At 39.0% G+C, this 25,551-nt stretch carries 28 protein-coding genes; 1 reads left to right on the forward strand and 27 read right to left on the reverse strand.

Translation table 11 applies throughout. From position 1 onward, the window contains the following. Position 1: 1 nt before the first annotated feature. From Q7P33_RS16155 to Q7P33_RS16240, 18 genes are all read right to left on the reverse strand, one after another. Entirely contained in the window at positions 2-1,462 is a 1,461-nt protein-coding gene (locus Q7P33_RS16155) for a lipopolysaccharide biosynthesis protein (protein WP_303871776.1), read from the reverse strand. Between the two features lie 20 nt (positions 1,463-1,482). Then, on the reverse strand, positions 1,483-2,973 hold the full coding sequence (locus Q7P33_RS16160) for a lipopolysaccharide biosynthesis protein (protein WP_303871777.1): 1,491 nt from the start codon (positions 2,971-2,973) through the stop codon (positions 1,483-1,485). 142 nt (positions 2,974-3,115) lie between these two features. Beyond that, complete coding sequence (locus Q7P33_RS16165) at positions 3,116-4,216, reverse strand: DegT/DnrJ/EryC1/StrS aminotransferase family protein (RefSeq protein WP_303871778.1); 1,101 nt, start codon at positions 4,214-4,216, stop codon at positions 3,116-3,118. Continuing rightward, the gene (aat, locus tag Q7P33_RS16170) at positions 4,213-5,088 is read right to left on the reverse strand and encodes a leucyl/phenylalanyl-tRNA--protein transferase (protein ID WP_303871779.1); all 876 of its coding nucleotides are present in this window, start codon (positions 5,086-5,088) and stop codon (positions 4,213-4,215) included. Before aat ends, Q7P33_RS16165 begins: the two co-directional genes overlap by 4 nt. Before the next feature lie 65 nt (positions 5,089-5,153). Further along, on the reverse strand, positions 5,154-6,122 hold the full coding sequence (locus tag Q7P33_RS16175) for a glycosyltransferase (protein ID WP_303871780.1): 969 nt from the start codon (positions 6,120-6,122) through the stop codon (positions 5,154-5,156). Between the two features lie 73 nt (positions 6,123-6,195). Beyond that, on the reverse strand, positions 6,196-6,906 hold the full coding sequence (locus Q7P33_RS16180) for an AAA family ATPase (RefSeq protein ID WP_303871781.1): 711 nt from the start codon (positions 6,904-6,906) through the stop codon (positions 6,196-6,198). Further along, positions 6,896-8,230, reverse strand: a complete 1,335-nt coding sequence (locus tag Q7P33_RS16185) for an O-antigen ligase family protein (RefSeq protein ID WP_303871782.1) — start codon at positions 8,228-8,230, stop codon at positions 6,896-6,898. Before Q7P33_RS16185 ends, Q7P33_RS16180 begins: the two co-directional genes overlap by 11 nt. Next, entirely contained in the window at positions 8,208-9,392 is a 1,185-nt protein-coding gene (locus tag Q7P33_RS16190; RefSeq protein ID WP_303871783.1) for a glycosyltransferase family 4 protein, read from the reverse strand. Before Q7P33_RS16190 ends, Q7P33_RS16185 begins: the two co-directional genes overlap by 23 nt. 24 nt (positions 9,393-9,416) lie before the next feature. After that, positions 9,417-10,520: a glycosyltransferase family 4 protein gene (locus Q7P33_RS16195; protein ID WP_303871784.1), complete on the reverse strand. Its 1,104-nt coding sequence runs from the start codon at positions 10,518-10,520 to the stop codon at positions 9,417-9,419. 12 nt (positions 10,521-10,532) lie between these two features. Continuing rightward, complete coding sequence (locus tag Q7P33_RS16200; RefSeq protein WP_303871785.1) at positions 10,533-11,654, reverse strand: DegT/DnrJ/EryC1/StrS aminotransferase family protein; 1,122 nt, start codon at positions 11,652-11,654, stop codon at positions 10,533-10,535. Positions 11,655-11,683: 29 nt separating this feature from the next. Beyond that, a complete protein-coding gene (locus Q7P33_RS16205) occupies positions 11,684-12,244 on the reverse strand; it encodes an N-acetyltransferase (RefSeq protein ID WP_303871786.1) in 561 nt (186 codons plus the stop codon). Continuing rightward, positions 12,241-13,323, reverse strand: coding sequence for a Gfo/Idh/MocA family protein (locus Q7P33_RS16210; RefSeq protein WP_303871787.1), 1,083 nt, complete (start codon positions 13,321-13,323; stop codon positions 12,241-12,243). The genes Q7P33_RS16205 and Q7P33_RS16210 overlap by 4 nt, the downstream gene beginning before the upstream one ends. Before the next feature lie 12 nt (positions 13,324-13,335). Next, the gene (locus Q7P33_RS16215; protein ID WP_303871788.1) at positions 13,336-14,640 is read right to left on the reverse strand and encodes a nucleotide sugar dehydrogenase; all 1,305 of its coding nucleotides are present in this window, start codon (positions 14,638-14,640) and stop codon (positions 13,336-13,338) included. Between the two features lie 14 nt (positions 14,641-14,654). After that, positions 14,655-15,908, reverse strand: a complete 1,254-nt coding sequence (locus Q7P33_RS16220) for a glycosyltransferase family 4 protein (RefSeq protein WP_303871789.1) — start codon at positions 15,906-15,908, stop codon at positions 14,655-14,657. Beyond that, complete coding sequence (locus Q7P33_RS16225; RefSeq protein ID WP_303871790.1) at positions 15,908-16,528, reverse strand: acetyltransferase; 621 nt, start codon at positions 16,526-16,528, stop codon at positions 15,908-15,910. Before Q7P33_RS16225 ends, Q7P33_RS16220 begins: the two co-directional genes overlap by 1 nt. Before the next feature lie 57 nt (positions 16,529-16,585). Then, entirely contained in the window at positions 16,586-17,173 is a 588-nt protein-coding gene (locus tag Q7P33_RS16230; RefSeq protein WP_369693328.1) for a sugar transferase, read from the reverse strand. Between the two features lie 35 nt (positions 17,174-17,208). Beyond that, entirely contained in the window at positions 17,209-18,315 is a 1,107-nt protein-coding gene (locus tag Q7P33_RS16235) for a DegT/DnrJ/EryC1/StrS aminotransferase family protein (RefSeq protein ID WP_303871792.1), read from the reverse strand. Positions 18,316-18,434: 119 nt separating this feature from the next. Beyond that, complete coding sequence (locus tag Q7P33_RS16240; protein WP_303871793.1) at positions 18,435-19,682, reverse strand: glycosyl hydrolase family 28-related protein; 1,248 nt, start codon at positions 19,680-19,682, stop codon at positions 18,435-18,437. Positions 19,683-20,101: 419 nt separating this feature from the next. Here Q7P33_RS16240 and Q7P33_RS16245 point away from each other — a divergent pair, with 419 nt between their 5' ends. Beyond that, positions 20,102-20,422 carry a nucleoside triphosphate pyrophosphohydrolase gene (locus tag Q7P33_RS16245; protein WP_148636469.1) on the forward strand — a complete coding sequence of 107 codons (321 nt, stop codon included), beginning with the start codon at positions 20,102-20,104 and terminating at the stop codon, positions 20,420-20,422. A gap of 58 nt (positions 20,423-20,480) precedes the next feature. Here the strand turns inward: Q7P33_RS16245 and Q7P33_RS16250 are convergent, their stop codons facing one another. The 9 genes from Q7P33_RS16250 to rpsP all read right to left on the reverse strand — a co-directional run bounded on the left by Q7P33_RS16250 (position 20,481) and on the right by rpsP (position 25,485). After that, positions 20,481-20,846, reverse strand: a complete 366-nt coding sequence (locus Q7P33_RS16250) for a YraN family protein (protein WP_303871794.1) — start codon at positions 20,844-20,846, stop codon at positions 20,481-20,483. Continuing rightward, positions 20,843-21,622, reverse strand: a complete 780-nt coding sequence (locus Q7P33_RS16255) for a ribonuclease HII (RefSeq protein WP_303871795.1) — start codon at positions 21,620-21,622, stop codon at positions 20,843-20,845. The genes Q7P33_RS16250 and Q7P33_RS16255 overlap by 4 nt, the downstream gene beginning before the upstream one ends. A 209-nt stretch (positions 21,623-21,831) precedes the next feature. Next, positions 21,832-22,671 carry a ribosome biogenesis GTPase YlqF gene (gene ylqF / locus Q7P33_RS16260; RefSeq protein ID WP_303871796.1) on the reverse strand — a complete coding sequence of 280 codons (840 nt, stop codon included), beginning with the start codon at positions 22,669-22,671 and terminating at the stop codon, positions 21,832-21,834. A 2-nt stretch (positions 22,672-22,673) separates the two neighbouring features. Then, positions 22,674-23,201: a signal peptidase I gene (gene lepB, locus Q7P33_RS16265; protein ID WP_303871797.1), complete on the reverse strand. Its 528-nt coding sequence runs from the start codon at positions 23,199-23,201 to the stop codon at positions 22,674-22,676. A 76-nt stretch (positions 23,202-23,277) separates the two neighbouring features. Beyond that, the gene (rplS, locus tag Q7P33_RS16270) at positions 23,278-23,625 is read right to left on the reverse strand and encodes a 50S ribosomal protein L19 (protein ID WP_070369476.1); all 348 of its coding nucleotides are present in this window, start codon (positions 23,623-23,625) and stop codon (positions 23,278-23,280) included. 90 nt (positions 23,626-23,715) lie between these two features. Continuing rightward, the gene (gene trmD, locus Q7P33_RS16275) at positions 23,716-24,414 is read right to left on the reverse strand and encodes a tRNA (guanosine(37)-N1)-methyltransferase TrmD (RefSeq protein ID WP_303871798.1); all 699 of its coding nucleotides are present in this window, start codon (positions 24,412-24,414) and stop codon (positions 23,716-23,718) included. Further along, positions 24,411-24,926, reverse strand: a complete 516-nt coding sequence (gene rimM / locus Q7P33_RS16280) for a ribosome maturation factor RimM (protein ID WP_303871799.1) — start codon at positions 24,924-24,926, stop codon at positions 24,411-24,413. Before rimM ends, trmD begins: the two co-directional genes overlap by 4 nt. Positions 24,927-24,992: 66 nt before the next feature. Beyond that, positions 24,993-25,223, reverse strand: a complete 231-nt coding sequence (locus Q7P33_RS16285; protein ID WP_026394773.1) for a KH domain-containing protein — start codon at positions 25,221-25,223, stop codon at positions 24,993-24,995. Positions 25,224-25,239: 16 nt separating this feature from the next. Then, positions 25,240-25,485 carry a 30S ribosomal protein S16 gene (gene rpsP, locus Q7P33_RS16290; RefSeq protein WP_026394772.1) on the reverse strand — a complete coding sequence of 82 codons (246 nt, stop codon included), beginning with the start codon at positions 25,483-25,485 and terminating at the stop codon, positions 25,240-25,242. Between the last annotated feature and the right edge of the window lie 66 nt (positions 25,486-25,551).

Raw genomic sequence — 25,551 nt, forward strand, 5'->3', positions numbered from 1 at the left:
CTTACGCTCGCTTCTTTCGATTGCCCAACATCTCTTTTACAGTGACCATCAAATATGTCAGACTTTCAAATTTAAGTAATTTTGCCATTCCAAAATAAATTAAGATTCCGGCACCGACCTGTAGTGTCAGGGTTATTAACGGATTCATATTAAGCCATGAAAAGAAATAGATAATCACACCCATTGCCAAAGATAATAAAAGCGACGGCATTACATCCTTTAATTGTTGTACGTAACTGTAACTTAACAACTTCTTATTGGGATAGGCATTGATAAAGGAACAAGCAACGCTGCTGAAAAACATACCGGCTGCAATCGCATAGATACCATAAGGAATCGAGATTCCCAATATCATCAGGCTGACGATATTTTTGACTATTTCCAGCTTCAAAAAAATATCACTTCGGCCCAAAGCATTGATTGCCTGGAGATTAGCGGTATGAATTGGTAACAACGCAAATGCTGCACAGGAAATCTGTAAGAATGGCACGCAGGGTAACCATTTGTCAGTCAACAGAATTGTGACTAGTGGTTCTGCAATCACTGCCAGTCCAACCATCATCGGAAAGATAAAAAAAGCACTGGTCACAATCGCTCTTCTGACCATTTCCTTGACTCGCTGTCGATTATCCTGTTTGAGGGCCAGAGCCGGAAACAGAACCGATTGGATTGAACCATTTATGTTTGAGACAATCAACGATGGAAATTGCTGACCTCGATTAAAATAACCCAGCATCTCAGGATTATAGATTTTTGCGATGAACAAGCTTTGAACATTGTTATAGAGCATATTAATAAGTGCTGAAATTAATAATTTCCAGCCAAATGAAAAAAGACCTTTCAAACTTTCCAGAGAAAATTGAAACCCCGGTCGCCACTTTACTGTAAACCACAGAATTCCCGCCACCATCAATTGATTCGTAAGTTGCTGGACTACCAGTGCCCAGGCACCATACCCATTGTAAGCCATCACAATACCGATTGTTCCTGAACCAACAACAGCGCCTAAACTACTGTAAAACAATTTTTTGAATTCCAGATTTCTGGCTACTACAGCATTTTGAATCGAATTCAAACCACCTAAAAACAAGGTGGTCGATAAAACTCGAAGTAATGGTATAAGCATTGGATTCTCAAAAAAATCGGCAATCAACGGTGCCGAAATAAACAGGATTGCATAACATACCCCGGCAACCACTAAACTTAAAAAAAATACGGATGAAAAATCAGTTTCATTTGCATCCTTCTTCTGAATAAGTGCTGTATTAAATCCATATTGAACAAATACGTTGGCAAACGAGATGAATATCATAATTAATGCGATTGTCCCATATTCTTCTGGTAATATGAGACGTGCCAGTACAATTTGTACAACGAACTGTATTCCCTGAGTGCCCAGTCGCTCCATAAATTTCCAGAACAAAGATGTAATCACTTTAGATTTAATTTGCTTATCGTCCATAATCCTTCTTCCAGGTTATATTATTTGATATTTTTTTTCTTCGGTACAAGTTTTCTCGTTGTCTGATCTTTTACAATTTCAATAAACCCTCTGAAATCCTCGGGCATGTATTTAATAATAAAAAATTTAAAAGCTAAGAGATACATAAAACCCACTGCAAACGTCATGACAACCAGTCTGATCAGCGCATATGGTAAGGTTGCCACAGGCGTGCTAATCAGATAACTGATGCCCCCAATAATAATACTGACAAGGATAATTGGCGTTAAATAACCCAATAACTCTCTCATTTTAAGCTCAACCAAATGCCCAATCAGAAATGTCATAATAAAATAGTTGATGATAATTGCAATTGTTGTTGTCACTGCAACTCCGACGATCCCCCAATCTTTGCCAAGATATGCCCCCCCGATTACCAGAGTTGCATATGCAATTTGTACCCAGAGCCGTTTATAGACCGCTCCTAACGAACGTACCAGCGCATCACCAATTTTATACGCCATTCTAAAAAATAAGCTGACAATTAATATTTTGAAGGGGAGGATGGTTTCTTCCCACTTCGGGCCCAAGACCACTTGAACTAAGTCTGCACCCATTGTCAGCGACACAATCGTAATTGGAAAAGCCAGAATGGCGATCAGCGCTGTTAAATTCATGACGACATAACGGATTTTTTTATGTTCATCCTGATACATGGCCAAAAGAGGAAACAAAACCCGTTCCATCACTGTGGCAATCAGGTTTGTTGGTACCAGTAACAATTGATAGGCTCGATTATAAAATCCTAAAGCTGCACTTCCAAGCGTTTGACTCACAACAAAATAATCTCCCTGATTGGCAATATTATTAAATAGCTTCGAGAGGGCATATCCGGTCCCAAAATTAATCAGTTCTTTGGCTGATTCCTTTTCAATTTTTAACCTAAATTTAATTGGCTTTTTGATAATTGACATCACGGTTTGAAACATAACACTGATAATTTGAGCAAATACGAGCGACCACGCACCAAAACCATTCAGGGCAAGTATGATTGCCACGGCCCCATTGATGATCGCTGCCACCGTATTTATAATGCTGATGGTTTTAAATCGCATTTCTTTTTGAAGCAGTGCTTCTGATACACCAGAGATACTGTGAATAACAAATACGATTGAAAGTACTCGCAACATGGTAATATCATCTGACCCAACCAGGCTGGCGATTACGGATGAAAAAATAAAGATCGTCAGATAAATAATGAGCCCCAGTATTAAGTTTAAGGTATTTCCGGTTGCAATGTAGTCGTCTGACAATTGTTTTTTTTGAACAATGGCACTTCCCACACCCATCATCCAGAATATTTCAGCAAAACTGATGATGATCTGAATCGTTGCAACTTGGCCAAACTCTTGGGGCAACAATAATCTGGACAAACTCATTGTAATTAACAACCGGATCACAACACTGGCCAACCCCATAATTGTCATCCAGTAAACACCTAAAAATGCCTTATCTTTGTTTGATTCCTTCATACACTGTTACCCTACCTTCACTTCTCAATTCCACCAAATTAACAGTTCATTTGTTTCATTATCTTTTCTTTTGCAAATTTGGATAAGTCGCTTAACAATAGAAAATTTTTCTTATGTTTGATGATCGATGGAATCGCCAGATTTATAAAAGCTTCTCAATTATTCCACAAATTCGATCAACTTCTTTCAACTCCAAATCAGCGTAGAGCGGCAAAGTCAAAACTCGATCAGCAATATTTTTTGCAACCGGGGTTAGATTGGAATTAAATCGATTTGTATAGCATTCATAGTCCGTTGTCAGTGGATAAAAGTACTTTCTGGGAATAATATTGTTGAGTTCCAATTCATCGAAAACACAATCTCGCAAATTAACTTTTCCGCAGAATACGATCGGAAAATATGCGTAATTACTTTTAACACCAAATTGTGGTTTGACCAGCTTGATCCCCTTCACATTATCTAAATTTTCTTTGTAACGATAAACTACTTGCTGACGTCTGGCAATTTCTGCATCGATATGGCGGAGATTACAAATTCCCATCGCTGCCTGAAACTCATTCATCTTGGCATTACCACCGATAAACTCCACTGACTCCGGGCCAGTAATCCCAAAGTTTTTGAGAAAATAGAGCGTTTTTTTCAGTTGCTCATTATTATAGGTTACTGCACCGCCTTCGATGGTATTAAAGACCTTTGTCGCATGAAAACTGAAAGTTGATGCGTCACCAAAGTTACCGATGCCGATATTGTTAACCGTTACTCCAAAAGCATGCGCTGCATCATAAATCACCCTCAGTTTGTATTTTTTTGCAATCTTTTCAATCGTTTCCACATCACATACGTTTCCGTACAGGTGAACTGGAACAATTGCACAAGTTTTTTCGGTTATCAAGCTTTCAATTTTTTCTACATCAATAGTATAATCGTCCTCATTGATATCACAAAATACTGGATCCAGGCCATTTCTGACAATTGCGTGGGTGGTTGAGGCAAAGGTAAATGGTGTCGTAATCACCTCTCCCTGAAGATCAAAGGCAGCAATCGCACATTCAAGGGCAAGGTGACCATTTGCTAAGAGGGTTACCATTTCCACATTCAAATAGTTTCTTAAACATTTTGCAAATTCCTTGTGCTTTACACCCATATTGGTTAACCAATGGGTATCCCATAGCTCTTTGATTTCCGCCATGAATTCTTCAAATTCTGGCATCGATGACCGTGTAACGTTAATTTGGTCTTTCATATCAAAGCTCCTTCCACCTTCGTTGTCAAACCATCCAGATGATTTTGTACTGCTTGTTTCAAATCCCAATTTTCAAATAATGCGCCCCAATCCGCAATCACTTCAGGAGCATCCTTGCTTTTTTCCAGAATCTCTAGAAACTCATCTCGTGAAATAACAACAGCGCCCAAACTTTTCATATGATCCGTAGGCCAAATTCCACAATCCATAATCGAAAAGTTCATTTCTGCAAGTCGAAGCGATAATCCAATATATGCCAATTTTGAAGTATGACTCACCCGTGTAAACATCGACTCACCATGAAAATATGTTCCAAATGAAACTCCGAATAATCCCCCTACCAATTCTTCATCTTGCCAGACTTCAACCGAATGGGCAAATCCTAACGTATGTAGTTGATGAAATGCTTTGACCTGTTCATGCGTTAACCAGGTGTAGTTTTTTCTTGTTTCCGAGCAAGCACTGACGACCTCATAAAAAGCTTGATCAACAGTGAGTTTGTACTTATTCTGGCGAATTAGCGTCCGCATATTTTTGGGGATATGTACCTCTTTGGGATACATGACACAATGTCGTTCTGACGTCCACCAAAGAATGGGTTGATTCTTAAATACAACAGGATAAATGCCATTTTTATAGGCGTGAATAATGCGTTCCGGTTTCCAGTCACCCCCAATGGCCAATAATTCGCCATCAGGACCCATCCGAATGCTCTTGTTTGATGCTGTGTGGGGTGGGAAATATAAATCTTTCGTTAGCTCATAGGCTTTCCCCCGATACTTAATGCGATGTATATAGAACGCTTTAAGCTTTCCCTTGAAAATCAGCTCTTCAAACCTCAATAATCCCGATTTGAATTTTTTTAGTGTCACAATCGCTCCTCCATTTCCTTGTTCAGGTATTAGCAACCGATTAATCCTACATATTTCAACTCCGTTTACTTCATCAAGCGATATTTTTTACGCAGCTTTTTATAGGTTCGGACTGACTTTGGAAAGTACTGTTTTATCAATATTTTAGTTTTTTCCTTTTTTCCCAGTTTATTAAATATTGTTTTGAATCGATCTTCCTTCAGCGCTTCAAATCGCTCCTGTGCAATCATAATTTTAAACTGATTGATATTGTTTTTATTTGTAATCGCTTCATCATACTGATAATTTGTGTATTGATTGAGATGCTCCAACATTTTTTTAGTATTGTTGACGTGTTTAATTATTTTTTCTAAACTTGACTGTTCAGTATTTGTCCAGGAACCACTCACACCTTTCCGGTATGCCGCCATGTATTCATCGATATAATATACTTGTCCGTTCAAAGCAAGATAAATAGCCAAGGGGTAGTCCGTTACCGGGGCGCTTTTATAAAAATCTGGTTTATCTGAATCTAAATAGCGGGGATACATCATCGAATTTGTTGCAAATAAGCCGCCACCGCCTTCAATTACTTCTTCAATGGTAAATATTCTATTCCCTACACTCGGCCTTACCGGTTTTATTTTTCGGCCGATCACGTTGACAATATATGCAGCATGAACACAAAGTGTGCACTCCGGATGAGCCTCCATATAATCAACTTGTTTTTGAAGTTTAAGTGGATCAAGCCAATAATCATCACCTTCGCACATTGCAATATACTTTCCTGTTGCTCTTTCAGTATTTAAATCATCAACATCAACATCTTTTGAATACAGATTCTCCTTTTGGTAAATCGGTTTAATTAAATCAGGATATTTTTGTTCATAGTCACGAATGATTTCTGCGGTTCTATCCGTTGATGCATCGTCATGAATCAAAATTTCGTAATTAAAACTGGTTTTCTGCATAATAAAACTATTTAATGCATCAGCGATATATTTCTCGTGATTATAGGTGATACAATTCACGCTGACCATTATTTTATTTTCCATAATAAGCTCCTTTTTAAAGCAATTCAGCTGCATTTCTATCACTTATCCGGAATAATCTGGATCTGTTATATATTTAGCGATCTTGAATTCTCATTATATAGTTTACAATCGACTGCACTGTTTCATCTATACATGCTTTAGAATTCACATCAATGCTCTCCTGTTCCAGTTCGTTGAGAATTTCTCTGATTTTATTAAAATTATTCTGCTGGATGGTTAATGTATGGATAGCATCCGCTTTATTTAACTTTTGTATCCGCGAAATATTACCTCTTCGTTTAACAAGACGCTCAAAAGAGGTATTAATATCAAGATCAACGTTGACAACATATATTCCCAAATTCTTTTTTTTTGCAAGACAAATTATTCTTTTAACATATTTATCTGCAATCAGTTCTGATTCATAAAGCATCGAAATAATTTGTTGAACGATTCCCTGATCGACTAAAATAACTTCATCACCACGATCCTGGCCTTTTTTTTGATAAAAATCAAAAAGAACCACTAAAGAAAACACCCTTAACCAGTTCTCATGGTTAAGTTTTTTGTTTGTAATCAGATACATCGTTGCCAGATAACCTATTTTAACACTGCCCAGCTTTATCCTTAAAAGATATAGCAACAGATCCTTTAACTTTTTTCTGGTTGGTTTCTTAATCACCTTATGATAGGATTCAATCGGATAATTCTTACTTTTCATATCCTTAATTACTCGATTTGACAGCGTCGTTTTCCCCGAACCTGGAATCCCGTTAAACTCCAAAAACATTGTTTTATTTTTCATCTGCAACTTCCTTTCGCGACGGTTTCAAAGCGCCTATGCGATCATCGTCAGCCATGATCAATGCGCAGATTATTAAATAAAAGATGAAGTTTTCTCTAAAAAATAAATTTATCCCAAATCCCCGGAAAATTAATGCCACCAACGGTAAAAGACAAAGCATGCGGCCTTTTACTTTCATCGAAAACGGCTTAAAAATCGAGTTTAAGACATTAAAATATAAGATTGTCCCAATTATCCCTAAATGAACTAAGAGTTCAAGATAGTAATTATGTGCCTGTCTTAAATGATAAGCATCCACCGAGTAGCCAACTCCTACAAGAAAAATCCGCCAATCACTTAAATACAGACTTAAATAATCTGACCAGATATCTGAACGACCCGTAGTAAGATCCGACAGATTCTGATCAAGAAAATTGCCAACACCCAATCGTTGGAAATAAATATTCATATAAGGCAAACTGCTAATTTGTGAAATAATGAATAAAGTCAATGCGATAAAAAAGAGGCCTCTTAAAACAACATTGATGTCAAAGGATAATTTGGTCAACTGAGCAACCTTAAAAAATAAATAAACCATAAATACAACACCCATCGCCAATATAAAAGATAAACTCAACGATAATAGCCCAAATCCAAGCAAAATCACTACTAGAACATAATCATACCAACGATGTTTTTTCATGCCAATCATATATAACAGTGCTGCAATCGCAATTGTAATGTCCATTGTATAAAAGTTAGGATTTGTCTGGATTCCAGAAAATCTTCCAAATACATCGCCATCTTCGAGTTTAATCCGGGTTTCTTGCATAAAACCACTTAGGCCGGGAATTAAATCGCTAAAAGACCCTAAGATTGATGCAATGATGATACCCGCAACAAAATACATCAATAATTTTCGTACCTCAATATCAGCCTTATTGTTCATTGCTAAAAAAGCCAATACAAAATAAATAACCAGCTCCACCAGTTTTATTAAGCTTGAATCCATTGTATTAAGCAAGGAAAAAATAATTAGCGCAAGAATTGATAGGATTTGATAGAGTGAAATCTTCGTTTTCGGATTCAAAAAAACCATTCTGAGGATGTAAACTGCAATAAGGACATTAAAAAAAGTATTTTCCCCTGGTGCAAACTTCATGATGGGAGAAAATGGCAACATAAAATACAGACCATAAATTCCTTCTGCTCCACTAAGAAAGATATAGCTACTGGCAATTATAATTCCAATAATCAAGAATACAGTATTTGAAAGACCAAAAATAATAAATAACAGCGCCAAACCTAATATCACAATGGAGTTAGTTACTTTCCTGGTTATCATTTTGAACCTCTTTTTCGTCATTAATCGAATTGTTAATAAACCGCACGATTTTTTTAGCCCGAATATCGATATGGTATTTTTGCGACTGCTCCAAGGCACTTGCCGCCATTTTTTCACATCGAACATCATCGTATTTTAAAGTTCTGATTGCTTTGGCAATAGCGGCAACATCCATACTATCCACCCGGATGGCCCAGCGATCGGTTAGTATATCATCATTAAAACTGAGATCGGAAGAGATAATCGGCAATCCACAGGCCATTGCTTCAAGAATCGCATTGCTGCATCCTTCTGCCAGGGTCGGCAAAACAAACACATCGGAACAGTTTAAATATTCGCAGATTTGATTATGCGGGAGTTTTCCAATAAACACAATTTCATCACCAGTTGGTCTGAGATTCCCTGAACCAATAAAAATGACTTTCGTTTGCGCCACTTGTTTCACTGCCTCTGACAAACGCAAAACACCTTTTCGTTGATCGAATGAACCCATGAATGAAACAATAAAATCATCCTGACTGAATCCCAGTCTATTTCTGATTTCACGTTTGTCCATTTTGTAAAATTTTTTCGGATCAACGGCGTTTGGAATCACAATCATCTTGTTGCGTGTCGCAAGCTTAAGCTCAATACTTTCATCCAAATTTTTGGTTGATACACAAATCACACCACTTATACTACCCAGAGCTTTTTGAATCGTTTTCCGGGGAAAAAGACTTTCCACCCAAATCTTACTTTCACCGGTTGCTACGAAAAATGGAACTTTATACCGTTTACTGATTAAACCAGCGGTTACCCCTGAGTGCCAAAAGTGAGCATAGATAATATCCGGCCGCGGTCTTATTTTTCTAAAAACACGAATCACTGCTTTTTGTGACACGTGTGCCGAAAGGCTCATTCCAAAAATCTTAAGATTTGAGAATGACAGAACCTTGGGCTGATAAACATCCACCCATACCTCTTCATTCACAAAATCCTGCCAGAATTCAGGCCGGGCTGATTTATTTTTTAACAGCTTTTTTGTGATACTTTGAGGGGCAATGACAGAACATGGGTATCCCTGCTCGGCAATTGAGCAGACCAGCTCTCTGACAAAGGTATAAACCGGATCACTCTGCGTCGGATAGTTCGGTACAACAAAGCAGATGTGTTTTTTTTGCATGATGGCCTCCCCCCTTCTTCGCTCTTACTTATGCCCGATCGCCTCATATATATTTTTGTATTCGTCGCAAATATCAGTCCAGCAAAATTTTCGGGCATTGGTTACTGCATTTTGTGACAAATCATTGTAGTGATTTTTGATTTTGACTATCTTATTTGCAATATCTTCTACATCAAAACAATTTACCGCAAACCCAACTTCCCCATCGGGAAATTGACCATCAAAGCCCTGCTCCTTTGTGTAAATTACTGGTAATCCCTGACTCATTGCCTCAGGATAGACCAGGCCAAAGGTCTCGGTGATCGACGGCATCACAAAAATATCACTGTTTCGGTAAATCTCAATCAACTTTTCTTTTGAACTATGTGGAAGATATCGGATAAACGCTTCTTTTTTTATTTGCTCAAAAATTGACGTATCATTGACTGTACCAACAACCGTAAAGGTCACCTCATATCCCTGGCGGATCAAGCGCTTAATTGCCTTGATGGTTGCAGGAATGTTCTTTCTTTTGTTGACCATTCCCACAAATAACAGGTTTAGCTTGTTATTGTCTTGACTTATTTTAGGTGCCCCCAAATGATCCAACCAGAATTGATCAATGCCATTGGGAACAACTGTACATTTGTGGAGAATCTCATCTTGCAGCTGCACCGGTAGATATTTTTTAATTACCGCATCGCGATAGGTTGTTGACAGAAATATTACCTTTGAGGCCTCTTTTAAAATATTTTCCCCAAGTTTTCTAAGCCAGACCATCCGTTTAAAAAAGATATTAGCATCGGTATCCCGAACTGCAACGATATAGGGAACACCAAAGTCCTTTTTTATCCGCATTGCAATGTATCCGTTGGAAAATAATGAATGCGCATGAACGACTGTATAATCCTCAAGTTGGTAGGTTCTTTTTATATCCCGATAAATTTTTGTGTGTTTCAGATGAAAGAAATAACGATCATATTTATTATGGTTAATGCTGATGGTTGTATAGTTTCCCAGATCACGGTTGACCGAATTTGGCGTCGGAACATAAACATCAATGGCCATTCCTGTTTGTATCTGTTGATCATACAAATGTTTATAAAATGCTCCTTGAGCGTAATAGGAATTCACATGTAAGACATTCATTTTGGTGTTCCTCTAACCATCAATAATCACATTGCATACGTCATCGATTTCTTTTTTTGTTAAATAAGGATGCATTGGTAGGGATAATACTGTTTCGCATAACGTATTCGTAACCATATAATCATCATCATCAAACTCCTGATCGCTAAACGCTTCCTGTCGGTGCATCGGTTTCGAATAATAGACCATACTCGGTATCTTATGCTCGCTTAATCTGGTTTTTAGGGCATCTCGTTTTGATTTGTTCTTAAGTTTAATGGTGTATTGTGCAAAGCTGGAATAATACCCTGCCGGTATCACTGGGATTTCGACAGCGTCAGCCAATTTCTGGTTATAAAGACGGTAGATTTTATTGACATCCTCAAGTTCATGTTCTATAAATGCGGTTAGTTTGACATTTAACACCGCTGCCTGGATCGTATCCAACCGGGAATTAAGGCCAATTCTGATGTTATCATATTTATTTTTTCCTTTACCGTGAACCTTTAATGAATTGAGCAGACTGGCTAATTGATCGTCATTTGTAAAAATCGCACCGCCATCACCATAACAACCGAGTGGCTTCGCCGGGAAAAATGATGTTGTGGCAGCCTGACCAAAACTACCGGCCTTCTGACCGTTAATGCTGCCGCCAAAGCCCTGGGCGGCATCTTCCAAAACAAGCAAATGGTATTTTTCGGCAATTCGACCAATTTCGTTATGGTCTGCCGGCAGACCAAATAGATCTACCGGGATAATCGCTTTTGGTTTGAGTTCACCTTTTTTAATGACCCTTTGAATGGCTTTTTCTAATTTTTTCGTGTCGAGATTAAAAGTATTTGGATCGACGTCAACAAATATCGGTGTTGCACCGCTTAAAGACACGACTTCACCCGTCGAAAAGAATGTAAAATCCGGTACAAAAACAGCATCATCGGCTTTAATTCCCCAGGCCATCAACACCAGTGTCATGGCTTCAGTACTATTAGCGCAGGAAATAGAGTGTTTGACGCCAACATATTTTGACAGCCGTTCTTCTAATATTTGAATGTCTGAGCCATTTATAAAGTCAGCCTTTAACAGAACTTTTTGAATGGCACCATCAATTTCATCTTTATATTTTTGATACTGGGTTTTTAAATCTCTGAATTCCATCAAAGTCACTCTCCATTCGCATGATTTATTTACTTTTCAAATAATTGATCATTCTCCAGACGATAAGCTCTGCCACAAACTTCACAAGAAAGGCCTTTTTTTAATGGTGTTCCACATTCACAAACCCAGCCAATTTGTTTTGCCGGTACCCCGGCCATCAGTGCGTAGTTTTTAACGTCTTTAGTTACCACGGCTCCTGAAGCAATCATTGCCCAGCGGCCGATGGTGTTACCACAAACGATGGTCGCATTTGCGCCAATTGATGCCCCATAGCTCACCAGGGTCTTTTTGAAGCCCCCCGGACCTTTGGGATATTTACTTCGTGGGGTCAGGTCGTTGGTAAACACCATTGACGGCCCGCAAAAAGCGAAGTCTTCCAACTCAACCCCTTCATACACCGAAACATTGTTTTGAATTTTTACCCCGTTACCGATTTTTACACGACTGCCAATATTGACGTTTTGACCTAGAGAACAGTTTTCGCCAATCTCAGCCCCCTCTTGTACATGGCAAAAATGCCAAACCTTTGTACCCGCTCCAATTTTTACGTCTTTATCGATATAACTGCTTTCATGGACGAAATAGCTCATTTTTCAAATCTCCCTTTAAAATCTGTCGTACTGCATTTTTCCAATGGCAACCTGATCCGTTTTCCTTCCGCGGCTGATTTGTAGATTGCCAGAATAAGCTCCACTGCTCTACGACCATCTTTGGCTGTGATGGATGGTTCCCGGTCATTTTTTATCGCATCAATAACATCGGCATAATAGGGTGTATGCCCGTAACCAGCGACGTTGGGCGGATTTTTGCTAAACCGTTCTTTAATTTCCCTGGAGTCATCCAGCACATCAGAAAAATTCCATTCTTCAATAATATTAACCGACTGACCAGTAGCTTTGACCGTTCCCTTTTCACCAAACAGGTAGAGTGTTTCTTCCAAATTTTTGGGATAAATGGTCGTCGTTCCTTCAACGATGCCATAGCTGCCATTAGCAAACCGTATCAGGGCGATTCCAAAATCTTCCGCTTCGATATAGGGATGATTGAGATTATCGGTCATTCCCACCACTTCTATAATATCATCACCCAACATCCATCTCAGTAGATCGATGTTGTGAATGCATTGATTCATCAAAGCACCACCATCGTGTTCCCAGGTTCCCCGCCATTTCGATCCAGCATAGTATTCCCGACCCCGATTCCAGCGGATATGGGCTGTTCCATAAAATAATTTGCCAAACCTTTTTTGATCCAGCGCTTCTCTAATTTTAATAACCGATTGATTAAAACGATTCTGGTGACAAGCGCTGACTTTGACGTTCTTTTCTTTGGCTTGCTTAATAATTTCGTCGGCATCTTCAAGCGATAGGGCAATTGGTTTTTCAATGATCAAATTGCAACCGGCCTCGATAAAATCCAGTGCGATCGACCCATGCTTCCCATTTTCAGTACAGATCGCTGCCAAATCCAGCTTTTCATGTTGAATTAACGCATGATGATCAGTATATTGATTAATTGTTTTCGGTAAATCAAATTTTTCGATCAGTGTACTCATGCTATCCGGGTAAACATCACACAGTGCAACAATATCAAGATCATTGGCCATGGCGGCAGCAATATGATTGGCCGAAATTTTTCCGCATCCGATTAACGCATATTTTAAACCCAAGTTGACACCTCCTTAAAGCAGTTCAATGTTTTCTCTATCCGTAATGTTTTTCATGGCATTTTTTGTATCAAAAATAAGTTTGGCATGTCTTTGAATGGCACTGTAATCAACATTCGTGTGAGCAGTTGTGATGATGACCATGTCGGCTGACTCAATGAGTTCGCCAGTTAGTTCCACCTCGCCGGCTCGTGTTTTTCCATGTTCCTGAAAATCTGGCACAAAGGAATCATAATAAACGACTTCTGCACCTTCTTTCTCGACTTCGTCCATTAATTTTATAGCCGGACTTTCTCGGTAATCTCCAATATCCTGCTTATAAGCGACACCAAGAAAGAGAATTTTTGAGTCTTTCAGGGTTTTGTTATGGTGATTTAAGATTTTACTGGCCCGTTCTGCGCAATACTCCGGCATCCGGTCATTTACCATCATTGACGATTCAATCATCGATGTATGAAATCCATATTCCCGGGCTTTCCAGGACAAATAGTAAGGATCCAGCGGAATGCAATGGCCACCGACACCTGGCCCCGGATAAAAAGCCTGAAAGCCGTAAGGTTTTGATTTGGCGGCATCGATGACCTCCCAGATACTGATTCCCATTTTGTGACACAGCATCGCCAGCTCATTCACCAGCCCAATATTAATATTGCGATAGGTATTTTCAAGAATTTTTTCCATTTCGGCAACAGCCGGTGAAGAAACCCGATAAATGGGGGCTTGTAAAATGCTCTCATACATCGCCGCCGCCACTTCGGTACACTGCGGGGTGATCCCACCGGTCACCTTTGGGGTGTTTTTCGTTTTATAAATCAGATTTCCGGGATCAACCCGTTCCGGTGAAAAGGCCAGAAAAAAATCTTCCCCACATTTTAATCCCGATGACTCAAAAATTGGTTTAAGCAGTTCTTCGGTTGTTCCGGGATAGGTAGTCGATTCAAGAACAATCAACATTTCTTTGTGCATGTATGGAACAATACTTTCTGCTGAAGACTTGACATAACTAATATCTGGCTGTTGATGCTCATCGAGGGGGGTTGGCACGCAAATACAGACACAGTCGGCGGCGGCAACCTTGGAAAAATCCGTTGTCGCTGAAAGCAGACCCGACTTCACAATTTTCTCCAGATCTTCATTTACCACATCCCCGATATAGTTGATGCCGGAATTTACCATGTCGACTTTTTCTTTTTGCACATCAAAGCCAATTGTTTTAAAACCAGCTTTCGCTTTCTCCACTGCCAGTGGAAGCCCTACATAACCAAGACCGACCACACCGAGTATTGCTGTTTTAGAAATTAATTTGTCTTTGATCGTCATTTTTATAACTCCCTTTAAATTAATTCGATAAGTTTTTCTGTTAATCGTTGATAATCATAATCATTCGCAGCCGCTATCGCATTTTTACAGTATTGTTCATATTGGTTTCTTGGCATATTACTAAACTCGATAATGGTTTTGGCCAATTGTTCCGGGTCAGCCTGATCAACCACCATTCCGCAATTGTATCTTTTTATCAGGTCATAACCAAACTCACAATCAGAAACCGTTGGTTTGCCGCTGGCAAAGTACTCAAACATTTTATTGAGACTGGCTCCGTATTTTTTTATCGGATTGTCCTCAAAGTGAATGATATTGAGATTTGACTTGCTTAAAACATATGGAATCCTATTTTTATTGACATAGCCTTTGAACACTACATTATTAATATCATTCTCTTTACAGAAGTCTTCCAGGTTTTTTCGATCACTGCCATCGCCATAAATAAGGAAAATGATTTCATTGGGTGATTCTTTTCTGACAACTTGGGCTGCTGCTACAATGGATTTGACGTTATTTACAAGTCGAATTGACCCGGCATAAATTACCTTAAAGGTTTTCTTATTATCTAAATCCAGATCTTCAAATTTATTAACCATTTGGTTTGCCATAAAGCCATCCAGATCAACACCATTATTTATGTGATAGACCTTTTTAAGATCAATCGTACCACCTTGCTCTTTGCTCCAACCACGTTCAATGATGTAATCTGCACCACCTTCCATGGTAAAGATGAGTTTGTCTGCTCTTTTGTAAATCCACTTTTCACCACTATAAAGGATTTTTGCAATTAAGCTGGTTCGCTTTAACCCACCATAAGCGACAATGCTTTCAGGCCAGAGATCCCGGACTTCACAAATACATGGGACGTTAAACTTTTTTGCTATCTGAATACCCGCAATCAATGTAAGAGGATGAACACTTGATGCCAGAATCAGATCCGGTTTTCCATTAATTTGTGCGTATTCTTTCGCAACTGGGAACAGGTTTTTATAAAAGGTCAACATGTTGTACAATCTTTTTTTTGCATTGCCAGCGTAATCAGGCGTTTTTACAATCACAAAGGTGATTCCATCAATTATGTCCACCTGATATTTTTTATTTATGATTTCAATGTTTTCATTCGTAAAGTGATTGGTTGAGGCACAAAAAATGATGGGACGATAACCTCTAGTAAGTAGATTCTCGGCAAAAGAGTAATGTCGGCCGGCGCGATCCTTATACATATTAGTAGCATAGTGGTTCCAAATCCAGACAGTTTTTTTCATCAACGGATACTCCTTGCCGGAACGCCCACATAGGTTCCCGATTCAGTTATGTCTTTTACTACAACTGCTCCGGCACCAATTTTACAGTCGCCGGTAATGGTTAGATTATTGCTGATGGTGCTGCCAATTCCAATCCAGGTTTTTTGACCAATCACCACCGTCCCAGCCAGATGTGCCCCAGGCGAAACATGAACATAATCGGCAATACGATTATCGTGATCTACTGTTGCTGCAGTATTTATAATACAGCCTTTGCCGATTCGTGTGGCACTGTTAATTACAACCCCAGCCATAATCACCGTTCCGGTTCCCACTTCCACCGCTGACCCAATAATCGCTGATGGATGAATTAAGAGTGGTGGCTCTATTCCAGCTGACTCAAGTTCGTTTTGTACCGTCTCTCTAATTTTATTGTTTCCAACAGCAACAAAAATATCTGCTTCATCTGCAATTTTAAAGGCATCCGCTGTTTTTCCGACAACATTGAATCCCATACACTCCGTAATTAATGGATCATCATCGAGAAACGCAATATCTTCCCATTTTTTCATCCGAATTGCAATATCAACGACTACTTTTCCATGCCCACTTGCTCCAATGATCAATAACTTTTTTTTCACACTGCAGCGCCCCCTTCGATAAGTATTGAGAACTTTTTAGCACTATTTATAGATTTTTTAATCGTCTCCGCTTGTACCCTGAAACAACTCCATTGTTGTCGAGTCATTTGCATTGATCCCTTCTCGTTTAAAGACCTTTTTTAACGTTAATATAATAATCTTCCAATCCTCCACAAAACTGACAGTATCAACATACTTAACATCGAGATCGAATTTCTCTTCCCAGCTAATGGCATTTCGTCCATTTACCTGTGCCAAACCAGATAACCCTGGCCTAACCTCATGTCTTCTTTTTTGTTTTTTATTGTAAAGGGGCAAATATTGCACCAGCAATGGTCTCGGGCCAATAACAGCCATATCACCTTTAACCACATTTACAAGTTCCGGCAGTTCATCGAGACTGGCAGACCGTAAAAAATTACCAAATTTGGTCTGTCGTTTGTCATCAGGTAACAGTGCACCTTGTTCATCCCGCTGATCCGTCATGGTTCTAAATTTATATAGTGTAAACACCTTTTCATTCAAACCTGGTCTTAGTTGTTTGAATAGCACCGGATGGCCCAGTTTTTTTCTGACTAACAAAGCCAAAACAAAAAATACCGGTGAGAGGACAATGATCGCTGCCAAAGATAAACAAAAATCCATTGGTCTTTTTATAAATCTTTTATAGATCATCGCAGTCACAACCCCTTAATAATCTGACAAATTCGTTGCTGATCCGTTTCTGTCATCTTTGTGTCAGAGGGCAGACAAACACCTGAATTAAACAGCTTTTCTGAAACTTTTCCCCCAATAAAATCGCACCACTCAAAAAAAGGTTGCTGATGCATGGGTTTCCAAAGCGGCCGTGATTCAATATTTTCACTTTCCAGCGCCTCGATTATATCAAGAGGTTTTATTGATCCATCTAAGGTTATGCAACTTAACCAATAATTTGGTTCATTCCAATGATTGATCGGCATAAATTGAATCCCTGGTAATTTTTCCAGCTCCTGTCTGTATAATTCAAAGATATATTTTTTTTTGGCAATCCTTTGATCCAGCACTTTTAATTGACCACGACCGATACCCGCAGATATATTACTCATGCGATAATTGAATCCCAATTCACTATGCTGATAGTGCCTTGCCGAATCTCTCGATTGCGTCGACCAAAATCGCACTTTTTCAATTCGTTCCTGATTATCAGAAACCAGCATTCCACCGCCAGACGTAGTAATAATCTTGTTTCCATTAAAACTAAATACACCATATTCACCGAAGGTGCCGGTTTGTCTACCTTTATACAAGGTACCCAGGGACTCCGCAGCATCTTCGATGACAGTGACACCATGATGATTACAAATTGCCATGATTTTATCCATGTCTGCCGATAAACCGTAAAGATGAACGACAATCACCGCTTTTACCTGAGGATATTTTTCAAAAGCCGCTTCTAATGCAATTGGATTCATATTCCAGGTTTCTTCATCACTGTCGATAAATACCGGAATTGCCTTTTCGTAAATAATTGGATTGACGGTTGCTGAAAAAGTTAGCGATGGGCAAAAAACAATATCCCCTTCGCTTACACCAACTGCCCGTAATGCCAAGTGAATTGCGGCTGTCCCAGTATTGACTGCTGCTGCATATTTAGCGCCAACTTTTACTGCAAATTCTTTTTCAAACTCATTTACGTTTGGACCCAGTGGTGCGATCCAATTGGTGGCAAATGCTTCCTTGATATATTCCATTTCAAATCCTTCATCACTCATATGTGGTGATGATAGATAGATTTTCTCAGCCATTGTTGTCGTCCTCCTAATAAATTGTTAATTGATATCTCCATAGCATTATGATTTGATCGTGTTTCAAACTGCGATTATCTGAATAATTTGTTCGAATCGTTTTCCATTCTTCACGAAAATCACTCAATAATCAAATTTTTTATTGTTGCAGTGCTGTTAACACTGTATAAAGGAATATCCTTGACATTATTATCTTCAAATGAAGATAACCTCAGATTATCAATACTTCCAATCAACAGACACAGGGATTCTGTTATTTCGCTGGCATCAATTGTAACATTAGAAATTGTAGCTTGCTCGACATTCTCTATACTAAAACCACCATGGTCATTTTCATTCGGTTTTGATCCACTGATACTCACCTTATCAATGCTTAATTCGGATGCTTCGTTGATTTTGAAACCCAAACTACACCCTTCAATCACTAAGCCTGATATTGTTATGTTTTTGGCACCACTATTGATGTGAACACCAACAACGCTATCCTTGATGCGGCAATCTTTGAAAATCATGTTTTCAGGCGGTTTATTATATTGGGGATTTCCTGCAATCGCTATTCCGCCTCCCGAGGCATTATTAAACTCAACATTTTCAAAATAAAAATTACTGTTGTCACCTCGCAGATATGCAGAATGCAACCATTTCGTTCCACCGTCGTTTGAATTCAGGATACTGTCAACCATGCTAAAACCATTCGTACCAGAAATCTGTATCGGCATCCCCGAATGATCAACTTTTAATTTACTTATCGTAATATCTTTATTTTTAGATTTGCCTGTTTGGGCTAATTTTAGGCCAACATAGACATTATCCATGAAAACATCTTTAATTGTCATTGTTTCAACGCCTTGAAGATATATCCCCTGCACATTGCTGACATGACTGTTTTCATAATAATCAACACCCTCGAAGGTATTATCTGATTTTAGAGTTAGTCCTTCAATCGAAATATTTGAAACGGTCTCGTCTGGATTCGACCAAAGCATGTTTTTGATTGTGTCTTTTTGTGGGGCCATGAATATCACTGCACCATAACCACTTATATGGGTATTATCACTAATCATCAGTTGTTTTGTAATTAAATACGGTTTCTCCGACTCTGGTAAGATTAAGAGCGCATTCTTTTTACTCGATTCATCAATTGCATTTTGTAGGGCAACTGTATCATCAGTTAAACCATCACCCTTTACTCCGTAATCTTTTGCGTTAACAATTTCGTCACTCGGTATAATTACTCTTTTTATTTGACTTGGATTCGAAGAAAGCTCTTCCGATGAGTCCAATTTTGCGGAACTTATAAAATTAAGTGCAATAACAATTACACCGATCACTGCCAATATGAACACTGAGATTGCTAGCTTCTTCATAACAAAACCTTCCTTCCGATGTTTAATCAGAAATTAGTACAGCCATACGATCTGTTCGAAATTGTCTGCATCTTTGAGCATGAACTCTATCTTAAAATAGAATTGTTCTAACTATGATAGTCTTACTTAAACCAAAACGCAAGTACAAGTTAAAAATTTATTGCTACTTAACAAATTTTGATTTTTATTCGAAAAATCGGCACACCATTGTGGAATACATACCCAATATTACCGCAAAAACGCAGGTGTTAACTGCGATTGGTTCTCGATCTGAATAATTACAGTGTTCTTTTCTTTTTTTGTTGTTTTATTATATCATACTATCAAATCGGAATCAGTCAGGTTTTTTCAAAATAAATATCGTTGCCTCTTGTTTTGAAGTCAAACCATTGGGTATAATAGATTCGAGGTGATAAATTATGAAAGTTGAGTACAACAAAATTGTTCGGGATAAAATTCCTGAAATCATTCGAGACAGTGGACGTACCTGTGAGTACAAAATCTTAGGTGAATCAGAAGTTAGAGAAGCACTGCAAGAGAAGCTTCTTGAAAAAGCTCAGATTTTTTTGAAAAGACCCTCTGAAGATGAACTTTCAGATATTTACGAATTGCTGGATGCAATTGTGGAAAGCTTTGATTTTGAGCCGCTTCATATTGATTATTTAAAAATTCAGAATAAAGAGAATAAAGGTACCTATTCTGAAAAAGTCTTTCTAATTTCAGTAGATGACGGTCAATAGTATTTAAAAAAATAACAGGACTGGTGATCAATTTTCTGTCACCAGTCCTGTTTATTCTTTAAAACGAAAAAGCACTTTCAAAATGATTAATGACCTGCTCTCCGTTTGTTTCATAATAGATTTCGATAACGTCAAAGCGAATATTGACATCATCAAGCTGCATTTCTTTGAGGTACCATAGCGCCGTTTTACTAATACGTTTTTGTTTTGACCGGTTCACCGCTTCCCGGGGATATCCAAAATCCAGGTTTTTTCGATATTTCACTTCTATAAATACCCATGCATCACGATCTTTTGCAATGAGATCAATTTCGCCAGATGGCTTTTTATAATTCGTTTCGTAAATCTGAAAACCATTATTTTGTAAATAGTTTAGTGCTAACGCTTCTCCGGCCTTGCCTTTTTTGACATTATGTGTTTTCATTTTAGGCCAAGATTCTGAATAAAACTCTTACGGTGGATCGGTGTCGGCCCATATTGTTTTAAGGCTTTTATATGTTCAGCCGTTCCATAACCCATATTGTGATCGAAACCGTACTCCGGGTACTCTTCGTGATAAACCTGCATCAGATTGTCCCGATAAACCTTGGCAACAATGCTTGCCGCCGCAATGGCATAGCTTTTGGCATCACCGTGAACAATCGCTTTCTGGGGTATTTCTGTATCAATATGAAGGGCATCAATCAATAGCAGATCCGGTTTAACAGACAACTTCGTCAAGGAATCAGTCATAGCTTTTTTTGTAGCATTAAGAATGTTCAGATTATCAATCACATCACTATCTACTAATCCAATGGCGTAATCCACAGCATCCTCAAGGAGTTGTTCACATAAGTTTTCGCGACTTTTTTTTGCGACTTTTTTTGAATCATTAACATATAAGCGGCTGGATTCCGGTTTTAGAATAATGACGCAGGTCACCACCGGTCCTGCTAAGGGGCCCCGACCAACCTCATCAATGCCACCGATATTCAAGATACCCTGATCATAGTAACCGGATTCAATTGATTTCATTTTTTTAATTCGTTGAACTTCAAGATCTCTGGCTGCAATTTTATTCTCTATTTTTTGTCCAATTTTTTTAACAGCTACTCGATTATCTTCTTTCAACATCGGTATCAGATCGGGATATTCTTCCATCTGCCTGGTCTCAATGTACTCTTTTATATGTGTAACGGTCATATTATCAAATAGATTCATGTTTACCTCTTTTTCCTACAATTCTATCGCCATTATACTACAAGTCAGCGAACAAATATAGACGACACCACCCAATAATCCATTTTAAACCGAATAAACTGCACTTCCATCAATGGATAGTTTCTTTGCTCAAATAAAAAAACAACCAACTTTATATAAGATAATTGGTTGTTTTGTCATCATCATAACACATTGCCACAAATCCGTCGCTATTCCGGTCGCTCCAAGGTAATTCGGCCAATTCGGCCATTCTTGAAATCGTTGAGAATCAGTACACTGGTGCGGGCATAATCATATTCGCCGCCTTTAATCAGCAATCCCCTACTTTTAGCAATGGCATCAAATACCTCAGGGATATTTTTGCCTTCGACCTCAATTTTGTACAGGGTTTCCAAATCTCCCGGATAATAGATTAGCAGATATTTTAACAGATCAGCCGCGATGTTCTCTTTTTCATAAATAGTATCCTTGATGGAGCCTAACCAGGCTAAGTGGAGACCGACCAGGGGATCTTCAAATTTTGGCCATAAGATTCCAGGGGTGTCCAAAAGCATCATGTGATCCGGAGTACTCAGCCATTGCTGTCCCTTGGTGACTCCTGGCTTATTGCCAATCTGGGTCTTTTTCTTACCGATCAGACTGTTGATCACTGTAGATTTACCAACGTTGGGGATTCCACAAACCAGACATTTCACTTGCGCTTTTTCTTTTACATTTAAATCTTGAATGGTTTTGACCAACTCAGTCTTCATCCGTCGGTCAAAGGCGTCAAACAGTACCACTTTTTGGATGTCAGTATTTTTTTTAAACCACTCAATCCATTCCAGACTGACTTCCGGATCAGCTAAGTCCGACTTGTTCAGTAGCAGGATATGCTGCTTATTCCAGGTATACTGATTAATTTCGGGATTTTTGCTGGAAAGCGGTAATCTGGCATCAACTACTTCGATTACCACATTGATCAGTTTAAGCTTTTCTTTAATTTCCCGATTGGCTTTGGCCATGTGCCCAGGATACCATTGTATATATTCTATTTTTTCTTCAGACATCCTTATACCGTACCAATTTCTGAAAGCGGCCAGATTCTAAAGATAACTTTCCCATCAATGGCATCTCTTTCGACAAAACCAAGATTGGGATAGCGGCTATCAGAACTATTTGCCCGATTATCGCCCATGACAAAATAGGTTCCCATTGGCACGGTAACCTCAGCAAAGTCTTCATAAGGATCGGGATTAATGTAATCCTCTTCTAGTGGTTCACCATTGCGATATACTACCATATCCTTGATTGCAATGGTATCGCCACCCTTGCCAATGACTCGCTTGACATATTCAATACTCTCACTATAACTGAGGATCACAATATCGCCATAATCCGGTTCACCAATGGTATAGCCAATTTTATTGACAATCAGACGATCTCCCTCCACCAGCGTGGGAAACATTGAGCTGCCTTGAACCATGACAAAGTCAAACAAAAACATTTTTATGATAAAAGCAAGCACAATGGCAATCACTGCGGATTGAATCCATTCTTTAAGTTCCAAATTACCTTTAGATTCCTGATCTTCTTTCATTTTTTCACTTCCTTGCTAAATTTCTAGTTATTACAACGCTTGAATCAACCAAAAAAGAGGCTTAATAGCCTCTGAATTACGCTCTTTTTTCTTTGACTTTTGCTGCTTTACCAACACGATCACGAAGATAGTTAAGCTTAGCTCGACGTACCTTACCACGACGAACCACATCAACCTTTTCAATTTTTGGCGAATGCACCAGGAAAGTTCTTTCTACTCCAAAGCCAGACGAGATTTTTCGTACCGTAAACGTTTCGCCAACGCCGCCGTTTTGTTTTTTAAGGACGATGCCTTCAAAAATCTGAATACGTTCTTTTTTACCTTCGATTACTTTAACATGAACTTTAACGGTGTCACCAACACTAAATTTTGGTGGTTCAGCCTTCATGTTTTCTAATTGAATCTTTTTGATAATGTCCATAATTTTCTCCTTAATATTCGATTTGCGACGTTCATGTATCAGGTACAGAGGACCGTCTCACTTGATAACATACTGATATATTATACACTTTGTTTATTCTTTATGCAAGCTTTTTTGATATCTTTCAAATAAATCAGGTCGTTTTAACCGGGTTCGTGTTTCTGCCTGTGATAAGCGCCATTTATTTATTGCGGCATGATTACCAGAGAGTAATACTTCCGGCACTTCCTGGCCTTCGAATTCCCTAGGTTTTGTGTACTGGGGGTATTCCAACAGATAGCTTTCAAACGATTCTTCTGTCAAACTATCACTATTTCCCAGAAAGCCGGGGATATGTCTGGCAACAGCGTCAGCCAGTGTTAACGCCGGCAATTCACCACCAGTCAAGACATAATCTCCCACAGAAAATTCCAGATCCACATAAGCATCAATCACCCGCTGATCAATCCCTTCGTAATGACCACAGATGAAAATAATGCCTGAATACTCCGATAGCTTTATCCCATCGTTCTGTTCAAATGGTTTTCCGCCAGGTGTCAAGTAGATAACCGGATACTGACCAAAATCAGCAATGCTTTTCAGGGCGGCGACAATCGGCGGTGCCGCCATCACCATCCCTGCACCGCCGCCATAAGGGGTATCATCAACCTTATGGTGTTTATTTCCGGAAAAATCCCGAATGTTTATCACCGTATAGTCAATCAGACCCGCTTTCACGCCTCGGCCAATCATCCCGGTTTGAAAATAAGTTTCAAAGATTTCCGGAAATAAGGTTAAAAAATAAAATCTCATAGGTCCAATATTTCTTGAGGGATGCTGGCATCGATCCGACCGTCGTTAACATTGATTTTTGTAAAATAAAGCTTGCGGGCCGGAACGCAATAGACCTTCTTATCAGCAGTGATGGTATAAACATCCACCCCACCCGCTTGCATCACATCGGTTATCCTCCCAAGCAGTTCACCGTCATTGTAAACCGGCAATCCCAGCAAGTCTTCAATAAAAAACTCATCTTCAGACAAGGCCACTGCCAATTCCCGGGGAATCCCAACTTCCCGACCAATTAACGCTTCAGCGGTGTTACGGTCAGTTACATTTTTCAGAAACAGCAGGACATTGTTTTTATGAAGACGGCAATTGGTGATTTTATAGTCCGTTGCCGTTTTGCCATGGATTAAACTGACCTCATCCAGATCATAAAAACGACCGGGATCATCAGTCAGCGGTTGAACTTTTAGTTCACCCTTAATACCATGAACACCAAGAATTCGGCCAATGATGATTAAACGATTATTATTTTCCATTATTCTCTCCTGTTTTAAACCCTAAAACACCCGAAAAAAAAGAGCTGTATACACAGCCCAATGCCTTTATTGGATGATCTCCAACATGACACGTTTATCTTCTTTCGTGGCAGCGGCTTTTATGACGGTACGAATTGCTTTTGCGATACGCCCCTGTTTTCCGATGACCTTGCCCATATCGTCGTCTGCGACCTTGAGTTCCAAAATAATGGACTGTTCGCCTTCAACTTCCTGGACAGATACCGCATCGGGGTGTTCAACAAGAGCCTTTGCAATAATTTCCACAAGTTCTTTCATCATTTACCTCCTGGTACTACTCGATTACGTTTTCTCTTTTTAACAAATACTTAACGGTATCTGTCGGTTTTGCACCATTGGCCAACCATGTTTTGGCTTTATCTGCATCGACTTTTACGAGTGCAGGGTCAACACAAGGATTGTAGTATCCAATTTCTTCGATGAACTTGCCATCACGTGGTGCTCGTGCATCGGCAACAACGATTCTATAAAAAGGTTTTTTCTTTTTACCCATTCTTTTTAATCTGATTTTAACTGCCATGTTTATTCCCCCTTCCTATATTGTCAAGCCTCAAATCATTGATTTTTAAGGCTTTTATTTAAATAG

This window comes from Acetobacterium wieringae (genome assembly GCF_026646375.1).
GTDB lineage: Bacteria > Bacillota > Clostridia > Eubacteriales > Eubacteriaceae > Acetobacterium > Acetobacterium wieringae_A.

Excerpts from the sequence above, each read along its gene's own strand:
- Q7P33_RS16155 (WP_303871776.1), bottom strand. The coding sequence starts at position 1,462 with ATGGACGATAAGCAAATTAAATCTAAAGTGATTACATCTTTGTTCTGG.
- Q7P33_RS16160 (WP_303871777.1), bottom strand. The coding sequence starts at position 2,973 with ATGAAGGAATCAAACAAAGATAAGGCATTTTTAGGTGTTTACTGGATG.
- Q7P33_RS16165 (WP_303871778.1), bottom strand. The coding sequence starts at position 4,216 with ATGAAAGACCAAATTAACGTTACACGGTCATCGATGCCAGAATTTGAA.
- Q7P33_RS16175 (WP_303871780.1), bottom strand. The coding sequence starts at position 6,122 with ATGGAAAATAAAATAATGGTCAGCGTGAATTGTATCACCTATAATCAC.
- Q7P33_RS16180 (WP_303871781.1), bottom strand. The coding sequence starts at position 6,906 with ATGAAAAATAAAACAATGTTTTTGGAGTTTAACGGGATTCCAGGTTCG.
- Q7P33_RS16185 (WP_303871782.1), bottom strand. The coding sequence starts at position 8,230 with ATGATAACCAGGAAAGTAACTAACTCCATTGTGATATTAGGTTTGGCG.
- Q7P33_RS16190 (WP_303871783.1), bottom strand. The coding sequence starts at position 9,392 with ATGCAAAAAAAACACATCTGCTTTGTTGTACCGAACTATCCGACGCAG.
- Q7P33_RS16195 (WP_303871784.1), bottom strand. The coding sequence starts at position 10,520 with ATGAATGTCTTACATGTGAATTCCTATTACGCTCAAGGAGCATTTTAT.
- Q7P33_RS16200 (WP_303871785.1), bottom strand. The coding sequence starts at position 11,654 with ATGGAATTCAGAGATTTAAAAACCCAGTATCAAAAATATAAAGATGAA.
- Q7P33_RS16205 (WP_303871786.1), bottom strand. The coding sequence starts at position 12,244 with ATGAGCTATTTCGTCCATGAAAGCAGTTATATCGATAAAGACGTAAAA.
- Q7P33_RS16215 (WP_303871788.1), bottom strand. The coding sequence starts at position 14,640 with ATGACGATCAAAGACAAATTAATTTCTAAAACAGCAATACTCGGTGTG.
- Q7P33_RS16220 (WP_303871789.1), bottom strand. The coding sequence starts at position 15,908 with ATGAAAAAAACTGTCTGGATTTGGAACCACTATGCTACTAATATGTAT.
- Q7P33_RS16230 (WP_369693328.1), bottom strand. The coding sequence starts at position 17,173 with ATGGATTTTTGTTTATCTTTGGCAGCGATCATTGTCCTCTCACCGGTA.
- Q7P33_RS16235 (WP_303871792.1), bottom strand. The coding sequence starts at position 18,315 with ATGGCTGAGAAAATCTATCTATCATCACCACATATGAGTGATGAAGGA.
- Q7P33_RS16240 (WP_303871793.1), bottom strand. The coding sequence starts at position 19,682 with ATGAAGAAGCTAGCAATCTCAGTGTTCATATTGGCAGTGATCGGTGTA.
- Q7P33_RS16245 (WP_148636469.1), top strand. The coding sequence starts at position 20,102 with ATGAAAGTTGAGTACAACAAAATTGTTCGGGATAAAATTCCTGAAATC.
- Q7P33_RS16250 (WP_303871794.1), bottom strand. The coding sequence starts at position 20,846 with ATGAAAACACATAATGTCAAAAAAGGCAAGGCCGGAGAAGCGTTAGCA.
- Q7P33_RS16255 (WP_303871795.1), bottom strand. The coding sequence starts at position 21,622 with ATGAATCTATTTGATAATATGACCGTTACACATATAAAAGAGTACATT.
- ylqF (WP_303871796.1), bottom strand. The coding sequence starts at position 22,671 with ATGTCTGAAGAAAAAATAGAATATATACAATGGTATCCTGGGCACATG.
- lepB (WP_303871797.1), bottom strand. The coding sequence starts at position 23,201 with ATGAAAGAAGATCAGGAATCTAAAGGTAATTTGGAACTTAAAGAATGG.
- trmD (WP_303871798.1), bottom strand. The coding sequence starts at position 24,414 with ATGAGATTTTATTTTTTAACCTTATTTCCGGAAATCTTTGAAACTTAT.
- rimM (WP_303871799.1), bottom strand. The coding sequence starts at position 24,926 with ATGGAAAATAATAATCGTTTAATCATCATTGGCCGAATTCTTGGTGTT.
- Q7P33_RS16285 (WP_026394773.1), bottom strand. The coding sequence starts at position 25,223 with ATGAAAGAACTTGTGGAAATTATTGCAAAGGCTCTTGTTGAACACCCC.
- rpsP (WP_026394772.1), bottom strand. The coding sequence starts at position 25,485 with ATGGCAGTTAAAATCAGATTAAAAAGAATGGGTAAAAAGAAAAAACCT.